The following is an 18,674-nucleotide window of genomic DNA, read 5'->3' on the forward strand; positions in this document are numbered from 1 at the left end:
CTATTGCGTCTGCGTAGCCGCACCTGCCTGCCGCGCGAGGTGTGCGCGGAGCAGGGCGGCAATGGCGTCGAAATCCACCGGTTTCGTCAGGTGGTGGTCGAAGCCCGCTTGCTCGGTCCGAGCGCGGGCGTCAACCTGGCCCCAGCCCGTCAGGGCGATCAGCAGTACGTCGCGCCCCTGCGCGCGCTGGCGTATCTGACGCGCCGCTTCATAACCATCCATGTCCGGCATGCCCAGGTCCATCACCACCAGTTGCGGCCACGCCATCTCGACGGCAGCCAGCGCCTGCACGCCGCCATACGCGACCTTGGCGGCATAGCCTTCGAGTTGGAACAGGCTTTGCAAGGAATCGGCGGCATCGAGGTTGTCGTCCACCACCAGTACTTGCACGGGCTCGCTTGCGCCGGTGGGGGACTCCTGGACGGCAGCCGGCGGCATGACGGCCGGGGCGTCGCTGGCGCTGGCCGGCAAGCTGACGATGAAGCAGCTGCCGCGGCCGGGGCCGTCGCTGTAGGCGTCGATGCTGCCGCCATGCATCTCGGCAAATTGACGCGCCAGGCTGAGGCCGATACCCAGGCCGCTGGCCATCTGGCCTTCCACCGTACGCCCCTGTTCGAACATGGAAAAGATGCGCGCGATGGCGTCCGGTTCGATGCCGATGCCATTGTCTTCGATCATCACCTGCAGCAGGCCCTGTGCCAGGCGCACCGTGATGTGGATGTGCCCGCCGTCCGGCGTAAACTTCACGGCATTCAACACCAGATTGGCAAAGATCTGCACCACCCTGGCATAGTCGGCGTGCAGCGTGATGGGCAGCGGCGGCAACGCCTGCGTGATGCTGATGTGCCGGCTGTCGGCGGCGGCCTGGCACAGTTCCATCACATGGTCGAGCACTTGTTGTAATTCAATATTCTCGCGCTGCAGCAGTATCTTGCCGCTGGTGATGCGCGCCACGTTGAGCAAGTCATCCACCAGCCGCGTCAGGTGCGTCACCTGGCGCTCGATCACGCCGCTCACTTTGCCGATCTGCTCCGATGCCGGGTACAGGTGCTTGAGCAGGGCCACCGAAGTCTTGATGGGCGCCAGCGGATTGCGCAGTTCATGTCCGAGGCTGGCAAGAAATTCGTCCTTGCGCCGCTGCGTCTCGCGCACCTGGTACTGGCGCTGGCGCGCGCGCAGCATGGCATGGGCCGAGGTGATCAGTGTCAGTATGTGCACGGGGCGTTCCAGCAGGGTCAGGTTGCCCAGGGTGGCGACGGCTTGCTGCAAGGGCAGCGAATCGAGTCCCGCGTGCGTCAGCAGGAGGATGGGCAAATCGGACCAGTCCGGCTGCTGGCGGGCGTAGGCGTCGAGCACGGCGTAGGCGCCAGCGTGCAAGGCCTCGTCCACCGTCAGCACGCCGCCGGCGCCCAGCGCCAGCTGCTCGGCCAGCTCGCCGGCGGAGCGGCAGGCGTGGCTGGCGATGGCTTCGCCGGCGAGTACCCTGGTGGCCAGGGCGGCGTCCTGGCCACCAGGCGCGTAAATCAGGATGCGCTGCTCCATGGCAGTTCCTAGGGGAAGGGCGTGCCGCCGATGGTGGGCAAGCCCGACAGGATGCCGTGAAAGCCGGCCAGGGCCGGGCCGATGCGGATGCCCTGCGGGCTGATCTCGAAGCGGCGGATGCTGCGCTCGTGCGCGCTGCCGCGCTTCTTGAACACGGAAATGGCTTGCCGCACCTCGCCTTCCGTTTCGTAGTAGCGCAGCATGATGACGCTGTCGGCCAGGTAGCTGGCGTCGGCCGCCGTCGTCATCGAGGTGCCCAGCATGTTTTGCTGCACCCCGACGAGCAGGGTGGCCACGCCGCGCTGGCTCAGGTAATTGAGCAGTTCATGCAGATAGGTGCTCTGGAAGCGTTCATCGGGCACCGCATGCATGTAGCCGTTCAGGCTATCGATGACGATGACCCGCGCGCCCCTTTCTGCCGCGTCGACGACGGCCTGGGCGAATTCTCCCGGGGCCAGCTCGGCCGGATCGATTTGCTGTGCGCTCAGCAGGCCGGAGTCGAGCGCCGCCTGCAGGCGCATGCCGACGCCGTCGGCGCGGTTCAGCAGCTTGCTGCGCGCTTCCTCGAACAGGAACATGGCGCACGGTTCGCCGCGCGTTGTTGCCGCGTGCACGAATTGCGCCGCCAGGGTGGACTTGCCGCTGCCGGCCGGGCCGGAAATGAGCGTGCTCATGCCTTCTTCCAGGCCGCCGCCTGTCATGATGTCGAGTTCGGGTACGCCGCTCGACAGGTGCTGATGGCCGCCATCGCGGCGCGTGTCGGCCGCCACCAGGCGCGGATAGACGACCAGGCCGTCACGGGCGATCTTGTAGTCATGCGTGCCGCTGCGAAACGGCACGCCCCGGTATTTCACCACCCGCACGCGGCGCCGGTCATTGCCATAGTCCTGATTTTGCAGCTCCAGCGAAATGACGCAGTGAGCCACGCTACGCACTTGCAAGCCGTCGTCCAGCGCGGAACGGTCATCGATCAGCAGGGTAGTGCAGTGCCGGCTGGCCAGGTATTGTTTCAACGCCACCACCTGGCGCCGGTAGCGCAGCGGGTTTTCCGCCAGCAATTGCAGTTCGGACAGCGAATCGAGCACGAGGCGGGCAGGGCGATGCTTTTCGATGGCGGCGAGGATGCGCTGGTTGGTCGAGGCCAGTTCGATTTCAGACGGGTGGAAGATGCTGTACTGGCGCTCGGGGTCGAGGATGTCGTCGCTGGGCGCCACTTCTTCGATGGCGATGCCGGCCAGATCCCAGCCATGCGACAGGGCCGCGCCGCGCAGCTCGATCTCGGATTCCGCCAGGGCGATATACAGCACCGGCACGCCGTTGCGCGCCCCTTCGGCCAGAAATTGCAGCGCCAGGGTGGTCTTGCCCGTGCCGGGCACGCCTTCGACCAGGTACAGGCGTTCGGCCAGCAAGCCGCCATCGAGTATGGCGTCGAGGCCGGCGACGCCTGTCGACAGCAGTGGCGGCGCCACCGGGCTGCGTGCGCCATCCTGCTGTCTTGTATGTCGCTCCTGTGCTGTCATCGTTGCGCCCCCGCTTTGCCACGCTGTGGTCACGTGTTGGTCACGCGTTGCTCAATATACTAGCGCGTCCGCCGCGGCATGTCTTTTCGATACCATTGGTAAATATTTATGGTGGCCGGGCGTGTAGGCGCCAGGCAGTGTTGTGCGCGCGATCAAGGCTTCAGCAAAGAACGCATTACCCTGCTACAGTATTCATTCAATCCAACTTTCCGCATTGCCGTTTTGCCGCCGCCCGCCAGCTCCCTGTTCGAACTGGCTGACGTGCAGACGCTGTCGCTGTCTTCATTTTATTGCTTCATTGATAATTTAATTCGCTTGATAGTTACTATGTTTCAATTGTAACGATGCTTGACGATTTTAGAATGATCGTTCATTCTTTGATCTGCGTTAATAAATTTAGTCATTTCTAACGACACTAGCCAGCTTCTTTTTCAGAAAGTCCAAGATGCAACCAACCTTTTCCCTGACGTCGCCGCGTACGAGCGGCGCTATTGCCGTTCTGTGCGCCACTGTAATCATGGCCGGCTGCAGTAAAAAACAGGAAGCACCTCACGCGCAGCAAGCGCCACAGGTGGTCGTGTTTACTGTTAATCCGGCCGCGTTGCCGATGAGCGCCGAATTGCCCGGCCGTACGAATGCCTACCAGGTCGCCGATGTGCGCCCGCAAGTCGGTGGCTTGATCCAGAAGCGCCTGTTCGTCGAAGGCAGCGATGTGAAAGCGGGCACGGCCCTGTACCAGATCGATTCCGCCACCTACCAGGCGGCCGCCAATTCGGCCAAGGCCGCGCTGTCGAAAGCCAAGGCCAACTTGCTGACGGCCGGCCCGAAAGCGTCGCGCTACAAGGAACTGGTTGCCATCGAAGGCGTAAGCCGCCAGGAATACGATGATGCCGTCGCCGCGTTCGAGCAAGCCAAGGCAGACGTCGAGTCCGCCACTGCGGCGCTGGAATCGGCGAACATCAACCTGCGCTACAGCACCGTGACGGCGCCGATCAGCGGCCGCACCAGCCGCTCGACCGTGACGGCCGGCGCGCTGGTCACGGCGGGCCAGGCCGAAGCCCTGACCACGGTGCAACAACTCGATCCGATCTACGTCGACGTGACCCAGTCGAGCACGGATTTGCTGCGCCTGAAGCGCCAGATGGCCGACGGCTCGCTGAAAAAAGTCGGCGAAGGCCAGGCTAAGGTTGACTTGCTCCTGCCGGACGGCAGCAAGTACAGCGAATCGGGCAAGCTGCAGTTTTCTGGCGTGAGCGTCGATCCGACCACCGGCAACGTGGTCTTGCGCGCGCTGTTCCCGAACCCGAAAGGCGAATTGCTGCCAGGCATGTACGTACGTGCTCAGCTGGAAACGGGCGTCGATGAAAAAGCCATCACCGTGCCGCAAGTGGGCGTGACGCGCAACCAGAAGGGCCAGGCAACGGCCCTGATCCTGAACAAGGAAAACAAGGTCGAGCAACGCGTGCTGACTACCAGCGGCACCGTCGGCACCAACTGGCTGGTGACGTCCGGCCTGGCCGCAGGCGACCGCGTGATCGTGGAAGGCTTGCAAAAAGTCAAGCCAGGCGCACCCGCCGTTGCCGTACCGGCCAAGGCCGACGCTGCTCCTGCGCCTGCTCCTGCGCCTGCCGCTGCCGCTTCTGCCGCAGCATCGGCTGCCAGCGCCCACTAATTCAGGAGAATATTAATGGCCCGTTTTTTCATTGACCGCCCGATCTTTGCCTGGGTGGTCGCGATCGTCATCATGCTTGCCGGCGTGATTTCGATCCTCAGCCTGCCGATCGCGCAGTACCCGAGCATTGCCCCGCCGTCGATTTCGATCAGCGGCTCCTACCCTGGCGCCTCCGCCAAGACCGTGGAAGACGCGGTCACCCAGGTCATCGAACAAAAGATGAAGGGCATCGACGGCTTGCGTTACATGTCCTCGTCGAGCGATGCGACTGGCGGCATCAGCATTACGCTGACGTTTACCAGCGGCACCAATCCCGACATCGCCCAGGTGCAGGTACAGAACAAGCTGCAGCTGGCCACGCCACTGCTGCCGACGGCTGTCACGCAACAGGGTCTCGTCGTGTCGAAAGCGACGAAGAACTTCCTGATGGTGTTCGGCTTCATTTCCGAAAACGGCAAGATGGACCAGACCGACTTGAGCGATTATGTCGCCGCCAACGTCGTCGATCCGCTCAGCCGCGTGCCGGGCGTGGGCGACGTGACGCTGTTCGGTTCGCAGTACGCGATGCGCATCTGGCTCAATCCGGCCAAGCTGCAAAGTTTCAACCTGACCCCGGCGGACGTGATCACGGCCGTGCAGGCGCAGAATGCGGAAGTGTCGGCCGGTGAGCTGGGCGGCACGCCGTCCATCAAGGGCCAGCAGCTGAACGCTACCGTGTCGGCGCAAAGCCGCTTGCAAACGGTGGAACAATTCGGCGCCATCTTGCTGAAAACCACGACCGACGGCGCCATGGTGCACCTGAAGGATGTGGCCAGCATGGAACTGGGCCGCGAGAACTACAACACCGTGGCCCGCTACAACGGCCATGCGGCCACCGGCGTGGCGATCAAGCTGGCGACGGGCGCCAACGCGCTCGATACGGCCAACGCGGCGAAAGCCATGCTGGGCAACCTGAGCAAGCAATTCCCTGAAGGCATGAGCTACCAGGTGGCGTTCGACACGACCCCGTTCGTGAAACTGTCCATCGAAGAAGTGGTCAAGACCCTGGTCGAAGCCGTCATCCTGGTGTTCCTGGTGATGTATCTGTTCCTGCAGAACTTCCGCGCCACCCTGATCCCGACCATGGCCGTGCCGGTCGTGCTGCTCGGTACCTTCGGCATCCTGAACGCGTTCGGCTATTCGATCAATACGCTCACCATGTTCGCCATGGTGCTGGCCATCGGCTTGCTGGTCGATGATGCGATCGTGGTGGTGGAAAACGTCGAGCGCGTGATGAGCGAAGAGGGCTTGTCGCCGCTGGAAGCGACGCGCAAGTCCATGACGCAGATCACGGGCGCGCTGGTCGGTATCGCCATGGTGCTGTCGGCCGTGTTCGTGCCGATGGCCTTCTTCGGCGGTTCGACGGGCGTGATTTACCGCCAGTTCTCGATCACGATTGTCTCGTCAATGGTGTTGTCCGTCATCGTCGCGCTGGTGTTTACGCCAGCCCTGTGCGCCACCTTGCTCAAACCGGTCGAAAAAGGCCATCACGCGACCAACAAGGGTTTCTTCGGCTGGTTCAACCGCAGCTTCGACAGCAGCAGCAACAAATACCAGGGCATGGTCGGCAGCATGATCCGCCACCGCGCCCGTTCGATGCTGTTGTACGTGCTGTTGCTGGCCGGCCTGGTGTTCGTCTTCATGCGCCTGCCGACCTCCTTCCTGCCGGAAGAAGACCAGGGCATCCTGTTTACGCAGATTCAATTGCCGACGGGCGCCACGCAAGAGCGCACCCTGAAAGTGATCGAGCAGGTCGAAGACCACTTCATGAACAGCGAGAAAGACAACGTCGCTTCCGTGTTTGCCGTCGCCGGTTTCAGCTTCGGCGGTAACGGCCAGAATACGGGTATCGCCTTCGTGCGCCTGAAAGACTGGTCGCTGCGCAAGGATGTGGCGCAAAAAGCGCCGGCAGTTGCCGGTCGCGCCATGGGCAAGTTGTTGCAGATCAAGGATGCGATGGTGTTTACGTTCGCACCGCCTGCCGTGCTGGAACTGGGTAACGCCACCGGTTTCGACATGCAGCTGCAGGATATCGGCGGTGTCGGCCATGACGCCCTGATGGCGGCGCGTAACCAGTTGCTGGGCATGGCGTCGCAGAATCCGGCCATGGTGGGCGTACGCCCGAACGGCCAGGAAGATACGCCGCAGTACAAGATCGACATTGACCAGCAAAAAGCGACCGCGCTGGGCTTGCAGATCTCGGAAATCAACCGCGTGCTGAGCGTCGGCTGGGGTAGTTCGTATGTGAACGACTTCCTCGACCGTGGCCGCGTGAAGAAAGTGTTCATCCAGGGCGACGCCAGTTCGCGCATGCTGCCGGAAGACTTGAACAAATGGTTCGTGCGCAATACCGCTGGCCAGATGGTGCCGTTCTCGGCCTTCGCCACCGGCAAGTGGATTTACGCGTCGCCACGCCTGGAACGCTACAACGGCTTGCCGTCGGTAGAGATCCTGGGTACGCCGGCGCCGGGCCAGAGCACGGGCGCCGCCATGAACGCGATGGAAGAAATGGTCGCCAAGCTGCCGCCTGGCATCGGCTTCAGCTGGACCGGCGTGTCGCTGGAAGAGCGCGAATCCGGTTCGCAGACGCCGCAGCTGTATGCGCTGTCGCTGCTGATCGTGTTCCTGTGCCTGGCCGCGCTGTATGAAAGCTGGTCGATTCCGTTCTCCGTGCTGCTGGTGGTACCGCTGGGCGTGATCGGCGCCGTGCTGGGCACCTGGTTCTTCGGCCTGTCGAACGACGTGTACTTCCAGGTGGGCTTGCTCACGGTGGTGGGCCTGTCGGCGAAGAATGCGATTCTGATCGTTGAGTTTGCCAAGGAAATGCAGGAATCGGGCATGTCGCTGCTGGACGCGACCTTGCATGCGGTGCGTCTGCGTCTGCGTCCGATTCTGATGACCTCGATTGCCTTCGGCCTGGGCGTGTTGCCACTGGCCATTTCCAGCGGCGCCGGTTCCGGCAGCCAGAACGCCATCGGTATCGGCGTGCTGGGCGGCATGTTGACGGCCACGTTCCTCGGTATCTTCTTCGTGCCGGTGTTCTTCGTGCTGGTGCGCGGCTTCTTCTCGAAGCCGGACGCGCCCGCCACGCCGGCGACGCCTGGCTCGCCAGCCGTCACGCTTTCTAAGGATGCGCATTAATATGAAAAAAACGCTACTCTCCATGGCGGCACTGGCCTTGCTGGCCGGTTGCAGCCTGGCTCCCACGTACGAGCGTCCGGCAGCGCCGGCGCCCACGGCGTGGCCGACCGGTCCTTCCTACAAGGCCGACACGGCCGCCGCCGACGCCAAGCCGGTGGCGGACGTCGCCTGGCGCGAGTTCTTTGCCGATGCGCGTTTGCGCCAGGTACTGGAACTGGCGCTGGCCAACAACCGCGACCTGCGCGTCTCGATCCTGAACATCGAGAAGGCGCGCGCCACCTACGGCATCGAACGCGCCGCGCTGATCCCGACCCTGTCGGCGTCCGGTGGCCAGTCGGCCACGCGCATCTCGAAAAACCAGAGCGCCACGGGCGAAGCGTCCATCAATCGCCAGTACACGGCGAACCTGGGCGTGTCGGCCTACGAGCTGGACTTCTTCGGCCGCGTGCGCAGCCTGTCCGACAGCGCGCTGGAGCAATACCTGGGCACGGAAGAAGCGCGCCGTGCACAGCAGATCAGTCTGGTGGCCGAAGTGGCCAGCACCTATCTGAACCTGGTGGCTGACCAGCAGCGCCTGCGCGTGGCGCAAGATACCTTGAAGAGCCAGCAGTCGTCGTATGACCTGGCCGTGCGCCGCTTCAGTGCCGGTGCGACTTCCGGCCTGGATAAGTACGATGCCCAGACCAGCGTCGAGTCGGCCCGTTCCGACGTGGCCGTCTACACGAGCCAGGTTGCGCTCGACCAGAACGCGCTGGTCCTGCTGGTGGGCGGCCCTGTGCCGGCCGACCTGCTGCCGCCAGCCGAGTTCGGCGCCGTGACGGCGCTGGCGGACATTCCGTCCGGCGTACCGTCGGATGTGCTGCAACGCCGTCCCGACGTGCTGGCGGCCGAGCGCACCTTGCGCGCGGCCAATGCCAACATCGGCGCGGCGCGCGCGGCCTTCTTCCCGCGCATTTCGCTGACGGCCACGGCGGGTTCGGTCAGCGACAACCTGTCCGGCCTGTTCAAGGCGGGCAGCGGCACTTGGAGTTTCTTGCCGCAGATCAGCTTGCCGATCTTCGATGGCGGCGTGAACCGCGCCAACCTCGATATCGCCAAGGTGCAGCGTGAAATCTCCGTGGCGCAATACGAAAAAGCGATCCAGATCGCCTTCCGTGAAGTGTCCGATGCGCTGGCCCAGCGCGGCACCATCGACGAGCGCCTGCAATCGCAGGTCTCGCTGGTCGAGGCGTCGACGAAGAGCTACACCATCCACGACGCGCGTTACAAGCAGGGCGCCGAGTCCTACCTGAACGCCCTGGTGGCCCAGCGCGCGCTGTACACGGCGCAGCAAAGCCTGATCACGGCGCGCCTGGCCAAGTCGACCAACCTGGTGACCTTGTACAAGGTGCTGGGCGGCGGTTGGCAACCTGAGCAGACAGCCGTCGCGGCGGCTGGCGGCGCCCAATAATCACGGGGACGCCGACGCCGGCCTTGCCCTTGTCCGCAGGGGCAGGGCCGGCGCGCTACTGGAAAATCATGAACCAAGTTGAAAAGAAGCATCCGGATCCCGAGCGCGCCAACACGCGGCGCAAGCAGGTGCTCGATGCGGCCGAAAGCTGCTTCAGCCGCCGCGGCTTCCACGGCGCCAGCATGGCCGAGATCTCGAAAGCGGCCGGCATGAGCGCGGGCCACATCTATAATTATTTTGACAGCAAGGATGCGATCATCGCCGCCTTCGTCCTGAAGAATATGGAGCGTGTCACCAACCTGATGCAGGATCTGGCGCAGCGCGAAGATCCGCTGCAGGCCGTGATCGACAATGCTGGCGAGCATGTGCTGGAAAGCCTGGACCCGAAAACGTGGGTGATGCCGCTGGAGATTTTTGCCGAAGCATCGCGCAATCCCGTGATTGCTGAAATGCTGCATTGCGCGGACGTGCGCTCGCGCAAGCTGTTTCTCTCCATCATCCGGGATGCGCGCATCAAGCGCGGCTTGCCGGCGGACGAAGAGATGCTGGAAGGGCGGCTCAATACCATGATCGCCATGTACCAAGGCTTGCCCGTGCGGGCGGTGCACAATCCCGACATGAAGGTCGAACCCCTGATCGCCGGTTTCCGCATCGTCCTGACGGCGCTGCTGCTGAACGAATAGGGCACCTGGACGGGCCATGCAAAAAAGTTTGCGCAGTTCGATATGAATCATGCGCAAAGCATGGCAAAAACCTAAAAGCCTCTGCTATAATTCCCACCTCGTCGGGGCGTAGCGCAGCCTGGTAGCGTACATGCATGGGGTGCATGGGGTCGGAAGTTCGAATCTTCTCGCCCCGACCATTAGATTCAAGGACTTAGGCCACTCTTCGGAGTGGCCTTTTTCTTTTCTGGCCGTATTGGTAAGAAATTTGGTAAGAAAAATCCGTATCTTTGGGTGGATTGCATTAGACGGTAATAGACAATTTACGTGACATTTTGTTAGATTTTTTATTGATAATATTTCATATAATCAAGTTATCCAGCATGTTTTGCCGGGAGCGCATAACAATACTGTTCGTGCGATTAAATTTGATAAGGTATAGAATATGGCAACCAGAGTGCCAACTTCGCCTCCGCCGCGACCAACACCACAGGCACCTCCAGGGACTGAGCAGCGGAGTCATGTGCCGAGGCCTGCCACTGCTCCGCCGCCGCCACCTCAGAAAAAATAGCTATGTCTGATTCCGATTCCGTCGCTGATCCAAGTTTTAAGTACTTATGGGAGCGGCGCGCTGCTATACAGTTGCGATCCCTAGCAAATCGAATGTATTTCCAGGAACGGCAACGCATCTTTGAAATGCGAGAAGGCATTATTAAAGTAATTTCAATACTGGCGGGCTCGCTCGCATTCGCAAAGGTGGCCGATCCTACTGTGATCGCATGGTGCGCCTTCGTGATTACAGCAAGTACAGCCGCGTCGCTCGTGTTCGGTTTTGGTGCCAAGGCGCGAGATAGTGCGAAACGGAATTCGGAATGGGCCCTTCTTGAAAGAGATATTGAGCTTGCTGGTCAGCGTGATTTCACTGAGGATCACCTCTCTAAATGGGCCGCCCGCTGCAACGAAATTGAAGCAGGAGAGTCTGCGCCTCATCCTGGGCTCTGGGAGAAATGCTATCAGCGTGCGTGCGAAGCCCTAGGGCAAACACCATGCGGCGATTCGAAGTTGCCGTTCTGGTATCGCTACCTTCCACCGCTTATAATTCACTAGCCGCCGAAGATTTGGCCCGCTCTATGCGGGCTTTTTAGTTCGTTGCCCCATGAGCGGGTAAGTAGATTCTTCATTCGGTTGATTTTTGGCCTGTTGTACGGCGCGCCGCATCGATTTGAGCCTGCTGCCAAGCCTTAATTTCGGCCGCATCCCAGGCCACCGAGTTTAGACCAATCGCGAACTGCTTCGGTAATGTACCGGCCTTGATTGCATTGTAGGTCGATGCATTTTCCGGTGGCATTCAGCACCTACGGCATACGCATGAATTTTTTCACTTCGCTCATATTGCTCATTTTTCACGTTCAGTTGATTTCAGTATTCTGATCAGGTCGACCTGGCGCGCCTGAACGAAAGCCCGCCTCCTTGCTGATGCGGGATTTTTTTATAACAAGGTTGTTGATATCCATTTTTTATTATAGTGTTAAATCTCCATTAACTTTTTCGGAGGGATTTATGCTGGAATATCAAATTGGCGATATGGGGGAAATTAATGGCTGGGCTACGGAGGTTGATTATCACGCAGGGCAGCTGCACAACAGCTTAACTAAAAATCCTGACCAAGATGAAAATTTTCGTCAAGTTCTAGAGATTTCGAGCGACGAGGATCGCGGCTTTGACATATTCGTGAATGCCCATCACCGTAGGTTTTTGCTGAAATATCGCCATGTCATTCGCGATCAAGATGGGCGTGCGGCGTTATTCGGTGGATATCAGCTGTTTGAGTTTGAACAAGCTTATTTGAGTCAGGATAGGCTGGTAGCGACACCAATTTTGTCGTTTGACATCGACCCGAATGGAAGTGTCGAGATTAATGGTAAGCATTTGTCTTGCTCTCCGAATCCCATATATGCAGCTCAGGATCGACAGAACTTCAAGAAACAGATTTTGTTTGCCATTCAACGTTCTCTTGTAACCCAAGAATAAGTACATTTGGCAGTTTTGATTTTAAGCCTGGCGCAGCATTGCGACCAGGCTTTTTACATTCTGCTCTTTACCTTTAGCCGTTGACCTCAATTACGCGTCAGCGGCCTTTTATTTGAGGTGTTCGATGAACCCGCGCCATTATCGAGAGCTGATCGTCCGCGCTGTGGGCGAGGCCGACGGCAAGACGCTTGGCCTCATCGTCGAGCATGTGGTCGATGCCGAGCGCGCCAAAGAGATCCTGCGCGCCAGTGGCTACGGCGTGGCTGGGATGAGCCGCAGCGCAACCGCAGCCCTGGTACCGCAGGCGCAGCCAACTGAAAGCAATCCATAAACAACCTGATGACCGTGCACATGCTCGACCCGCAACTGATTGCACTACTGGTTATGCCGCTGAACTGTGTGTCGTTCGAGCTGCGCTGCGCTGCGCTACGCTGTTGGTGATGGGCCCGGCCCTGATCGTTGTCGTGCGCAACTGGATGCCGGGCCTGTTCGACAGCGCGCGCGCCGTCGCCGTGCTGCACGGCAGCGACCCGGCGCTGGGCGGCCATACGCGCCAGGGAAATATCGACACGGTGCACATCACCGCACCGCTCCCCCCAACCCCCACATTCATAAAAAAGCTTGACCTTCCAAGTGTGTCAGGTCGGATAAAGGCAATGGGAGTTGTTTCAGCTCAACAAAACCATGTCGACTCCAGTCGCGAAAGGCACAATGATGAAAGTCACACCAATAATCCTGATCCCCGCAGTGCTGGTCACCGCGCTTGCCGTCAGCGGATGCAAGCAGACGGCAGCGCCTGCCGCTGCGGCCAAGCCGCCCGGCGTTCCCGTTGCCGAAGTGGTCGTTCGCCAGGCAACACCGTACGTCGAGTTCAACGGCTCGCTGACCGCCATCAAGCGGGTTGAATTGCGCCCGCAGGTGGCCGGTTACCTGCAGGACGTGAGCGTGCCGGAAGGCCGCTTTGTCGAGAAGGGCAGCAAGCTCTTCGTGATCGATCCGCGCGTGTTCCAGGCGGCGGTGCATGCCGCCACGGCGCGCCTGCGCGAGGCTGAGGCGGCATCGATGCTGGCGCAGACCGAGCATGCACGCGCCGAACAGCTGTTCGCCACGAAGATCGTCGCGCGCGACCGTCTCGACGTGGCGACGGCAGCGCTGCATGCGGGCAAGGCACAGGTCGACGCCGCCAGGGCCGCGCTCGACGGCGCGCAGCTGGAGCTCGGTTTCACGCGCGTCACGGCGCCGATCAGCGGACGAGTCGGCCAAGTCCTCGTCACCGAGGGCAACTACGTCGCCAGCGGCGTGACGCCCCTGACGACGATCGTTTCCATCGATCCCCTGCACGTCTATTTCGATGTCGATGAACGCACCTATCTGCGCTCGCTCGCCGCCGGCCGCGCCAGCGCCACTGCGCGTGGGGCGCAGGCCGCCAAGGTGATGGTGGCGCTGGCCACGGACAAGACATATGTACGTCCCGGCCGTGTCGATTTCCTTGCCAACGCCGCCGACCGCGGCACGGGAACGGTGCGCGTCCGCGCCGTGGTCGACAACCCCGATGGGAAACTGACGCCCGGCCTGTTTGCCAAGGTCAGGCTGGAGACGGGGGCGCAGCAAGCCAGGGTGCTGGTGTCCGATCAATCGATAGGCACGGACCAGGGGCGCCGCTATGTGCTGGTGGTCGGCAAAGGCGACAAGACGGAGTTCCGGCCCGTCGAGCTTGGCCCGATGGTCGACGGTTTGCGCGTGATCGAACAGGGGCTGCAGCCCGGCGAGCGCATCGTCGTCAAGGGCCTCGTGCGCCCGGGCATGCAGGTGACGCCGCAGCCGGCCGGCATTGACGGCACGCCCATCGCCGTGCCGAAAACATCGGGAGCCGCGTAATGTCTTTCCCACGTTTCTTCATCGACCGCCCGATCTTTGCCATCGTCCTTTCGGTCCTGATGGTGCTCGCCGGCATCGTTGCTTTCTTCCAGATGCCGCTCAGCGAGTATCCTGCCGTGACGCCGCCGACCGTGCAGGTCAGCGCCGCCTATCCTGGCGCCAATCCCAAGGTGATCGCCGAAACGGTGGCGGCGCCGCTCGAGCAGGCCATCACCGGGGTCGAGGGCATGCAGTACATGTCGTCGCAATCGGCAACCGACGGCCGCATGACCCTGACCGTCACTTTCGCGCAGGGAACGAATGCCGACATGGCGCAGATACAGGTGCAGAACCGAGTCGCGCGCGCGCTGCCGCGTTTGCCTGAAGAAGTACAGCGCCAGGGCGTCGTCACGCAGAAAACCTCGCCGGACATCCTGATGGTGGTGCACCTGCTGTCGCCCGACAAGCGCTACGATCCCCTGTACATATCGAATTACGCCTACCTGCAGGTGCGCGACGAGCTGTCGCGCATCCCCGGCATCAGCGACGTCCTCGTCTGGGGCGCGGGCGAATACAGCATGCGGCTGTGGCTCGATCCGAACCTGATCGCCGCACGCGGCCTGACGGCCGGCGAGGTGATTGCCGCCGTGCGCGAACAGAACGTGCAGGTGGCCGCCGGTTCCGTCGGCCAGTCGCCCGATTCCAGCGCCGCCTTCCAGGTGACGGTCAACACGCTCGGACGCTTGACCGACGAGGAACAGTTCGGCGACATCATCATCCGCACGGGCGCCGAAGGCCAGGTGACGCGTTTGCGCGACGTGGCCCGCATCGAGATGGGCGCCGACGCGTATGCGCTGCGCAGCCTGCTGGACGGCGAGCCGGCCGTCGCCTTGCAAATCATTCAAAGCCCCGGCGCCAATGCGCTCGACGTTGCGCAGGCGGTACGCGACACCATGCAGCGGCTGGAGGAAAATTTCCCGGCCGGACTGAGTTCGCGCATCGCCTATGACCCGACGGTCTTTGTGCGTGCCTCGCTGGAATCGGTGGCAACGACCTTGCTGGAGGCGATCATTCTCGTCGTCATCGTGGTGGTGCTGTTCCTGCGCAACTGGCGCGCCTCGCTGATCCCCCTGATGGCGGTGCCGGTGTCGCTGATCGGCACCTTCGCCGTCATGCACCTGATGGGCTTTTCGCTCAATACCCTGTCCCTGTTTGGCCTGGTGCTGTCGATCGGCATCGTCGTCGATGACGCCATCGTGGTGGTCGAGAACGTCGAGCGCCACATCGAAAATGGTGAAGAGCCCAGGCAAGCGGCAAGGCGCGCCATGGACGAGGTCACGGGCCCCATCATCGCGATCACCTCGGTACTTGCCGCCGTGTTCATTCCGACCGCCTTCCTGAGCGGCTTGCAGGGCGAGTTCTACCGCCAGTTCGCGCTGACGATCGCCATCTCGACCATATTGTCGGCCGTCAATTCGCTCACGCTCAGCCCGGCGCTTGCCGGTATTCTGCTCAAGCCAGGCAAGGCCAAGGCCGGGGCCGTGCATGATCCGCGCAGCCTGCGTGGGCGCGCCGAGCGCCTGTTGCAGATGCTGGGCCGGCCGTTTCAGCGCGCGCCGGATGCGTATGGCAACACCGTGCGCAAAGTCGTCAGGGTCAGCGGTGTGGCCTTGCTGGTGTACGGCGGCCTGCTCGCGCTGACCTTCTTCGGCTTCAAGGCCGTGCCACCGGGCTTTGTGCCGATGCAGGACAAATACTATCTGGTCGCGATCGCCCAGCTGCCCAACTCGTCATCGCTGGACCGGACCGACGCGGTCGCCAAGCAGATGTCGAAGATTGCGCTGGCCGAGCCTGGCGTTGAAAGCGTCGTTGCCTTCCCCGGCTTGTCGATCAACGGCTTCGTCAACGTGCCGAACGCGGCCGTCATGTTCGTCATGCTCGACCCGTTCAAGGACCGCACGACGCCCGACCTCACGGCGAGCGCGATCGCCGCGCGCCTGCAGGCGAAATTCGCCGGCATTCCCGACGGTTTCCTGGGCGTGTTCCCGCCGCCGCCAGTGCCCGGCCTTGGCGCGACGGGCGGCTTCAAGATGCTGGTCGAGGACCGCGGCAGCGCCGGGCTCGATGCCCTGGTGCAGCAGACGCATATCCTGATGACCAAGGCAAGCGAGTCGGGACAGGTGGCCGGACTCATGACCAGCCTGGACGTCAATGCCCCGCAGCTCGAGGTCGCCATCGACCGTACCCAGGTCAAGAGCCAGGGCGTGCGCCTGGCCGACGTGTTCGAGTCGCTGCAGATCTATCTCGGTTCCCTCTACGTCAATGACTTCAACCGCTTTGGTCGGACCTACAAGGTAACGGCCCAGGCCGATGCGGAGCATCGCATGCAGGCCGAGGCCATCGGCCGCTTGCAGGTACGCAATGCGGCCGGCGACATGCTGCCCTTGTCATCGTTTGTCACCGTCACGCCAAGTTCCGGCCCGGACCGCGTGGTTCACTACAATGGCTATCCCGCGGCCGACATTTCGGGTGGCGCGATGCCAGGCGTCAGTTCGGGGCAGGCCGTGGCGGTCATGGAACGCATTGCCAAAGAGGTGCTGCCTGAAGGCATGAGCTTTGAATGGACCGACCTTACCTACCAGCAAAAGCTGGCCGGCGATTCGGCGCTGTTCATCTTCCCGCTGTGCGTGCTGCTCGCCTATCTCATTCTTGCCGCGCAGTACAACAGCTGGCTGCTGCCGCTGGCCGTCCTGCTGATCGTGCCGATGTGTTTGCTGAGCGCGATCATCGGCGTGTGGCTGGCGGGAGGCGACAACAACATCTTTGTGCAGATCGGGCTGATCGTGCTTGTTGGATTGGCTGCCAAGAACGCCATCCTCATTGTCGAGTTCGCACGTAGCCAGGAAATGGAAGGGGCCAGCGCGCTCGATGCCGTCATCGAGGCTTGCCGGTTGCGGCTGCGGCCCATCCTGATGACCTCGCTCGCTTTCATCGCCGGCGTCGTGCCGCTGGTGTTCGCCAGTGGCGCCGGCTCCGAGATGCGCCAGGCCATGGGCATCGCGGTGTTCGCCGGCATGCTGGGCGTGACACTGTTCGGCTTGTTCCTCACGCCCGTGTTTTATGTGGTGATGCGCGCCCTGGCGGCCCGCTTCGAGCGCCACACGCCAACTCCCAAGACCAGCATGAACAGGAGCACGACATGAATCGCCCGTATCAAACAATTGTAGTTTCATTGAGTGGGCTCACCTTGCTGGCCGGCTGCGCGGTCGGCCCCGATTATGCGCCGCCGTTGCCGCCGCCGCTGTCCGCATCGCAGTTTTCCGGCAGCTTGGGCCAGAGCCACGCCGGTATCGTGCCGGGCGCGGTCGAGGTGGAGTGGTGGCGCAGCTTCGACGATCCGGTGCTCGTCACCCTGATCCAGCGGGCCCTGGCGGCGAACCATGACGTTGGCATCGCTGCCGCCCGGCTCGCGCAGGCAAAAGCCCTGCTGCGCGAAGACAGGCAAGGCTTCCTGCCGCAAGGCGGCGCCGCGCTCGGGTATGAGAAGCGCCGCTTGAGCAAGGCCGAGACGCTGCCCGGCCAGCCGCGTCACAGCGAAAGCTATCGCGGCGCCGTCGACGCTTCCTGGGAGATCGACCTGTTCGGCCGAGTGCGGCGCTCCGTGGAGGCGGGCCAGGCGCAGGCGGGCTCGCGCGAAGCCTTGCTGCGCGGCGTGCAGGCGGGCGTGGCCGCCACGGTGGCGGCTACCTGGTTCGAGCTGGGCGGCATCGAGGCTGAACTCGCTGTCGTTGCCAGCATCGTGCAAAGCCAGCGCGACAGCCTGGCGCTGGTCGAGCGCATGCTGAGCGCAGGCTCTGCCAGCGAGTTCGACCGCCTTCGCGCCGAGGCCTTGCTGCGCTCGGTGGAGGTGGCCGCGCCCGAGCTGGAGCGCCGCCGCGCGGCCTCCGTCAACGCGCTGGCGGTCCTGCTTGGTGAAGTGCCGCAGACGTTCAGCCTTCCCGCCGCCCCGCCGGCAAGTGACGCGCTGACGGTGCGGGCGATTGCCGTGGGCGACCCTGCCGGGCTGCTCGCGCGGCGCGCCGATATTGCGGCGGCCGAGCGCAACCTGGCTGCCGCGACCGCCCGCATCGGGGTGGAGACGGCCGGCCTGTATCCCGAGGTCCAGGTAACGGGTTCCATCGGACTGGTTGCGGGCAGCCTCGATGCCATGGGCGACGCTGGCATGCAGTCGAGCTTGCTTGGCCCCGTGATTCGCTGGAATCTGCTCGATACGGGGCGCGTGCGCGCCCGCATCGCCGCCAGCGAGGCGCGCACCCGGGAGGCCCTGCTTGTCTATGACCAGACCGTTCTGCGCGCACTGCAGGAAACGGATGATGCCTTCAAAGCCCATGGCACCGCAGGCAGCACGCTTGGGCTGCGGCTGATGGAGGCGGCGGCAAATCGCGAGGCTGCGCATCTTGCCAGGCTACAGTTTTCCGCAGGCGCAGGCCTCTACCTGGAGGTGCTCGAAGCGGAGCGCGCCGACTTTGCCAGCCGGCGTGCGCTGGCCGTCGCGCGCACCAACCAGCGGCTTGCCGTTGTCAGCATCTATAAGGCGCTGGGTGGCGGCTGGGAGATTTGCGCGCAGGCAAGCTACGACTGTGATGGCGCCGGGTCGCTTCCGCGGACGACGCAACTCGCCGGCAGGCCGTGACCTGACTGCGTCCGAGCAGCATGCCGGGCCAGCCCTGTTGATACACGGCGGCCCGGGTCTTGCGCCT

Annotated in this window: 13 protein-coding genes and 1 tRNA gene; 11 read left to right on the forward strand and 3 right to left on the reverse strand. The window is 62.6% G+C overall.

All coding sequences use genetic code 11. The features are described 5' to 3' along the window. Window positions 1-1,542, reverse strand: a complete 1,542-nt coding sequence (locus tag ACPJXG_RS07405) for a hybrid sensor histidine kinase/response regulator (protein ID WP_425253828.1) — start codon at window positions 1,540-1,542, stop codon at window positions 1-3. A gap of 8 nt (window positions 1,543-1,550) precedes the next feature. Continuing rightward, complete coding sequence (locus ACPJXG_RS07410; RefSeq protein ID WP_425253829.1) at window positions 1,551-3,062, reverse strand: ATPase domain-containing protein; 1,512 nt, start codon at window positions 3,060-3,062, stop codon at window positions 1,551-1,553. Window positions 3,063-3,507: 445 nt separating this feature from the next. Here ACPJXG_RS07410 and ACPJXG_RS07415 point away from each other — a divergent pair, with 445 nt between their 5' ends. The 6 genes from ACPJXG_RS07415 (at window position 3,508) to ACPJXG_RS07440 (ending at window position 11,133) form a co-directional block, all read left to right on the forward strand. After that, entirely contained in the window at window positions 3,508-4,734 is a 1,227-nt protein-coding gene (locus ACPJXG_RS07415; RefSeq protein WP_425253830.1) for an efflux RND transporter periplasmic adaptor subunit, read from the forward strand. Between the two features lie 15 nt (window positions 4,735-4,749). Next, complete coding sequence (locus tag ACPJXG_RS07420; protein WP_099380373.1) at window positions 4,750-7,914, forward strand: efflux RND transporter permease subunit; 3,165 nt, start codon at window positions 4,750-4,752, stop codon at window positions 7,912-7,914. A 1-nt stretch (window position 7,915) separates the two neighbouring features. Continuing rightward, window positions 7,916-9,364, forward strand: a complete 1,449-nt coding sequence (adeC, locus tag ACPJXG_RS07425) for an AdeC/AdeK/OprM family multidrug efflux complex outer membrane factor (RefSeq protein WP_035820929.1) — start codon at window positions 7,916-7,918, stop codon at window positions 9,362-9,364. A gap of 68 nt (window positions 9,365-9,432) precedes the next feature. Beyond that, window positions 9,433-10,047: a TetR/AcrR family transcriptional regulator gene (locus ACPJXG_RS07430; RefSeq protein ID WP_035820927.1), complete on the forward strand. Its 615-nt coding sequence runs from the start codon at window positions 9,433-9,435 to the stop codon at window positions 10,045-10,047. 102 nt (window positions 10,048-10,149) lie between these two features. Beyond that, window positions 10,150-10,226, forward strand: a tRNA-Pro gene (locus ACPJXG_RS07435). Between the two features lie 373 nt (window positions 10,227-10,599). Beyond that, window positions 10,600-11,133, forward strand: coding sequence for a hypothetical protein (locus tag ACPJXG_RS07440; RefSeq protein WP_425253831.1), 534 nt, complete (start codon window positions 10,600-10,602; stop codon window positions 11,131-11,133). A gap of 70 nt (window positions 11,134-11,203) precedes the next feature. Here the strand turns inward: ACPJXG_RS07440 and ACPJXG_RS07445 are convergent, their stop codons facing one another. Beyond that, window positions 11,204-11,374: a helix-turn-helix transcriptional regulator gene (locus ACPJXG_RS07445; protein WP_425253832.1), complete on the reverse strand. Its 171-nt coding sequence runs from the start codon at window positions 11,372-11,374 to the stop codon at window positions 11,204-11,206. Window positions 11,375-11,586: 212 nt separating this feature from the next. Between ACPJXG_RS07445 and ACPJXG_RS07450 the strand changes: the two genes are divergently transcribed. The 5 genes from ACPJXG_RS07450 to ACPJXG_RS07470 all read left to right on the forward strand — a co-directional run bounded on the left by ACPJXG_RS07450 (window position 11,587) and on the right by ACPJXG_RS07470 (window position 18,607). Continuing rightward, on the forward strand, window positions 11,587-12,057 hold the full coding sequence (locus tag ACPJXG_RS07450) for a hypothetical protein (RefSeq protein WP_425253833.1): 471 nt from the start codon (window positions 11,587-11,589) through the stop codon (window positions 12,055-12,057). A 124-nt stretch (window positions 12,058-12,181) separates the two neighbouring features. After that, window positions 12,182-12,388, forward strand: coding sequence for a hypothetical protein (locus ACPJXG_RS07455; RefSeq protein ID WP_425253834.1), 207 nt, complete (start codon window positions 12,182-12,184; stop codon window positions 12,386-12,388). Between the two features lie 380 nt (window positions 12,389-12,768). Next, entirely contained in the window at window positions 12,769-13,935 is a 1,167-nt protein-coding gene (locus ACPJXG_RS07460) for an efflux RND transporter periplasmic adaptor subunit (RefSeq protein ID WP_425253835.1), read from the forward strand. Beyond that, window positions 13,935-17,117, forward strand: a complete 3,183-nt coding sequence (locus tag ACPJXG_RS07465; protein WP_425253836.1) for an efflux RND transporter permease subunit — start codon at window positions 13,935-13,937, stop codon at window positions 17,115-17,117. Before ACPJXG_RS07460 ends, ACPJXG_RS07465 begins: the two co-directional genes overlap by 1 nt. Continuing rightward, on the forward strand, window positions 17,114-18,607 hold the full coding sequence (locus tag ACPJXG_RS07470; RefSeq protein WP_425253837.1) for an efflux transporter outer membrane subunit: 1,494 nt from the start codon (window positions 17,114-17,116) through the stop codon (window positions 18,605-18,607). Before ACPJXG_RS07465 ends, ACPJXG_RS07470 begins: the two co-directional genes overlap by 4 nt. The last annotated feature ends 67 nt before the right edge of the window (window positions 18,608-18,674 follow it).

The organism is Janthinobacterium sp. NFX145 (genome assembly GCF_049810325.1).
Taxonomy (GTDB): domain Bacteria; phylum Pseudomonadota; class Gammaproteobacteria; order Burkholderiales; family Burkholderiaceae_D; genus Janthinobacterium; species Janthinobacterium rivuli.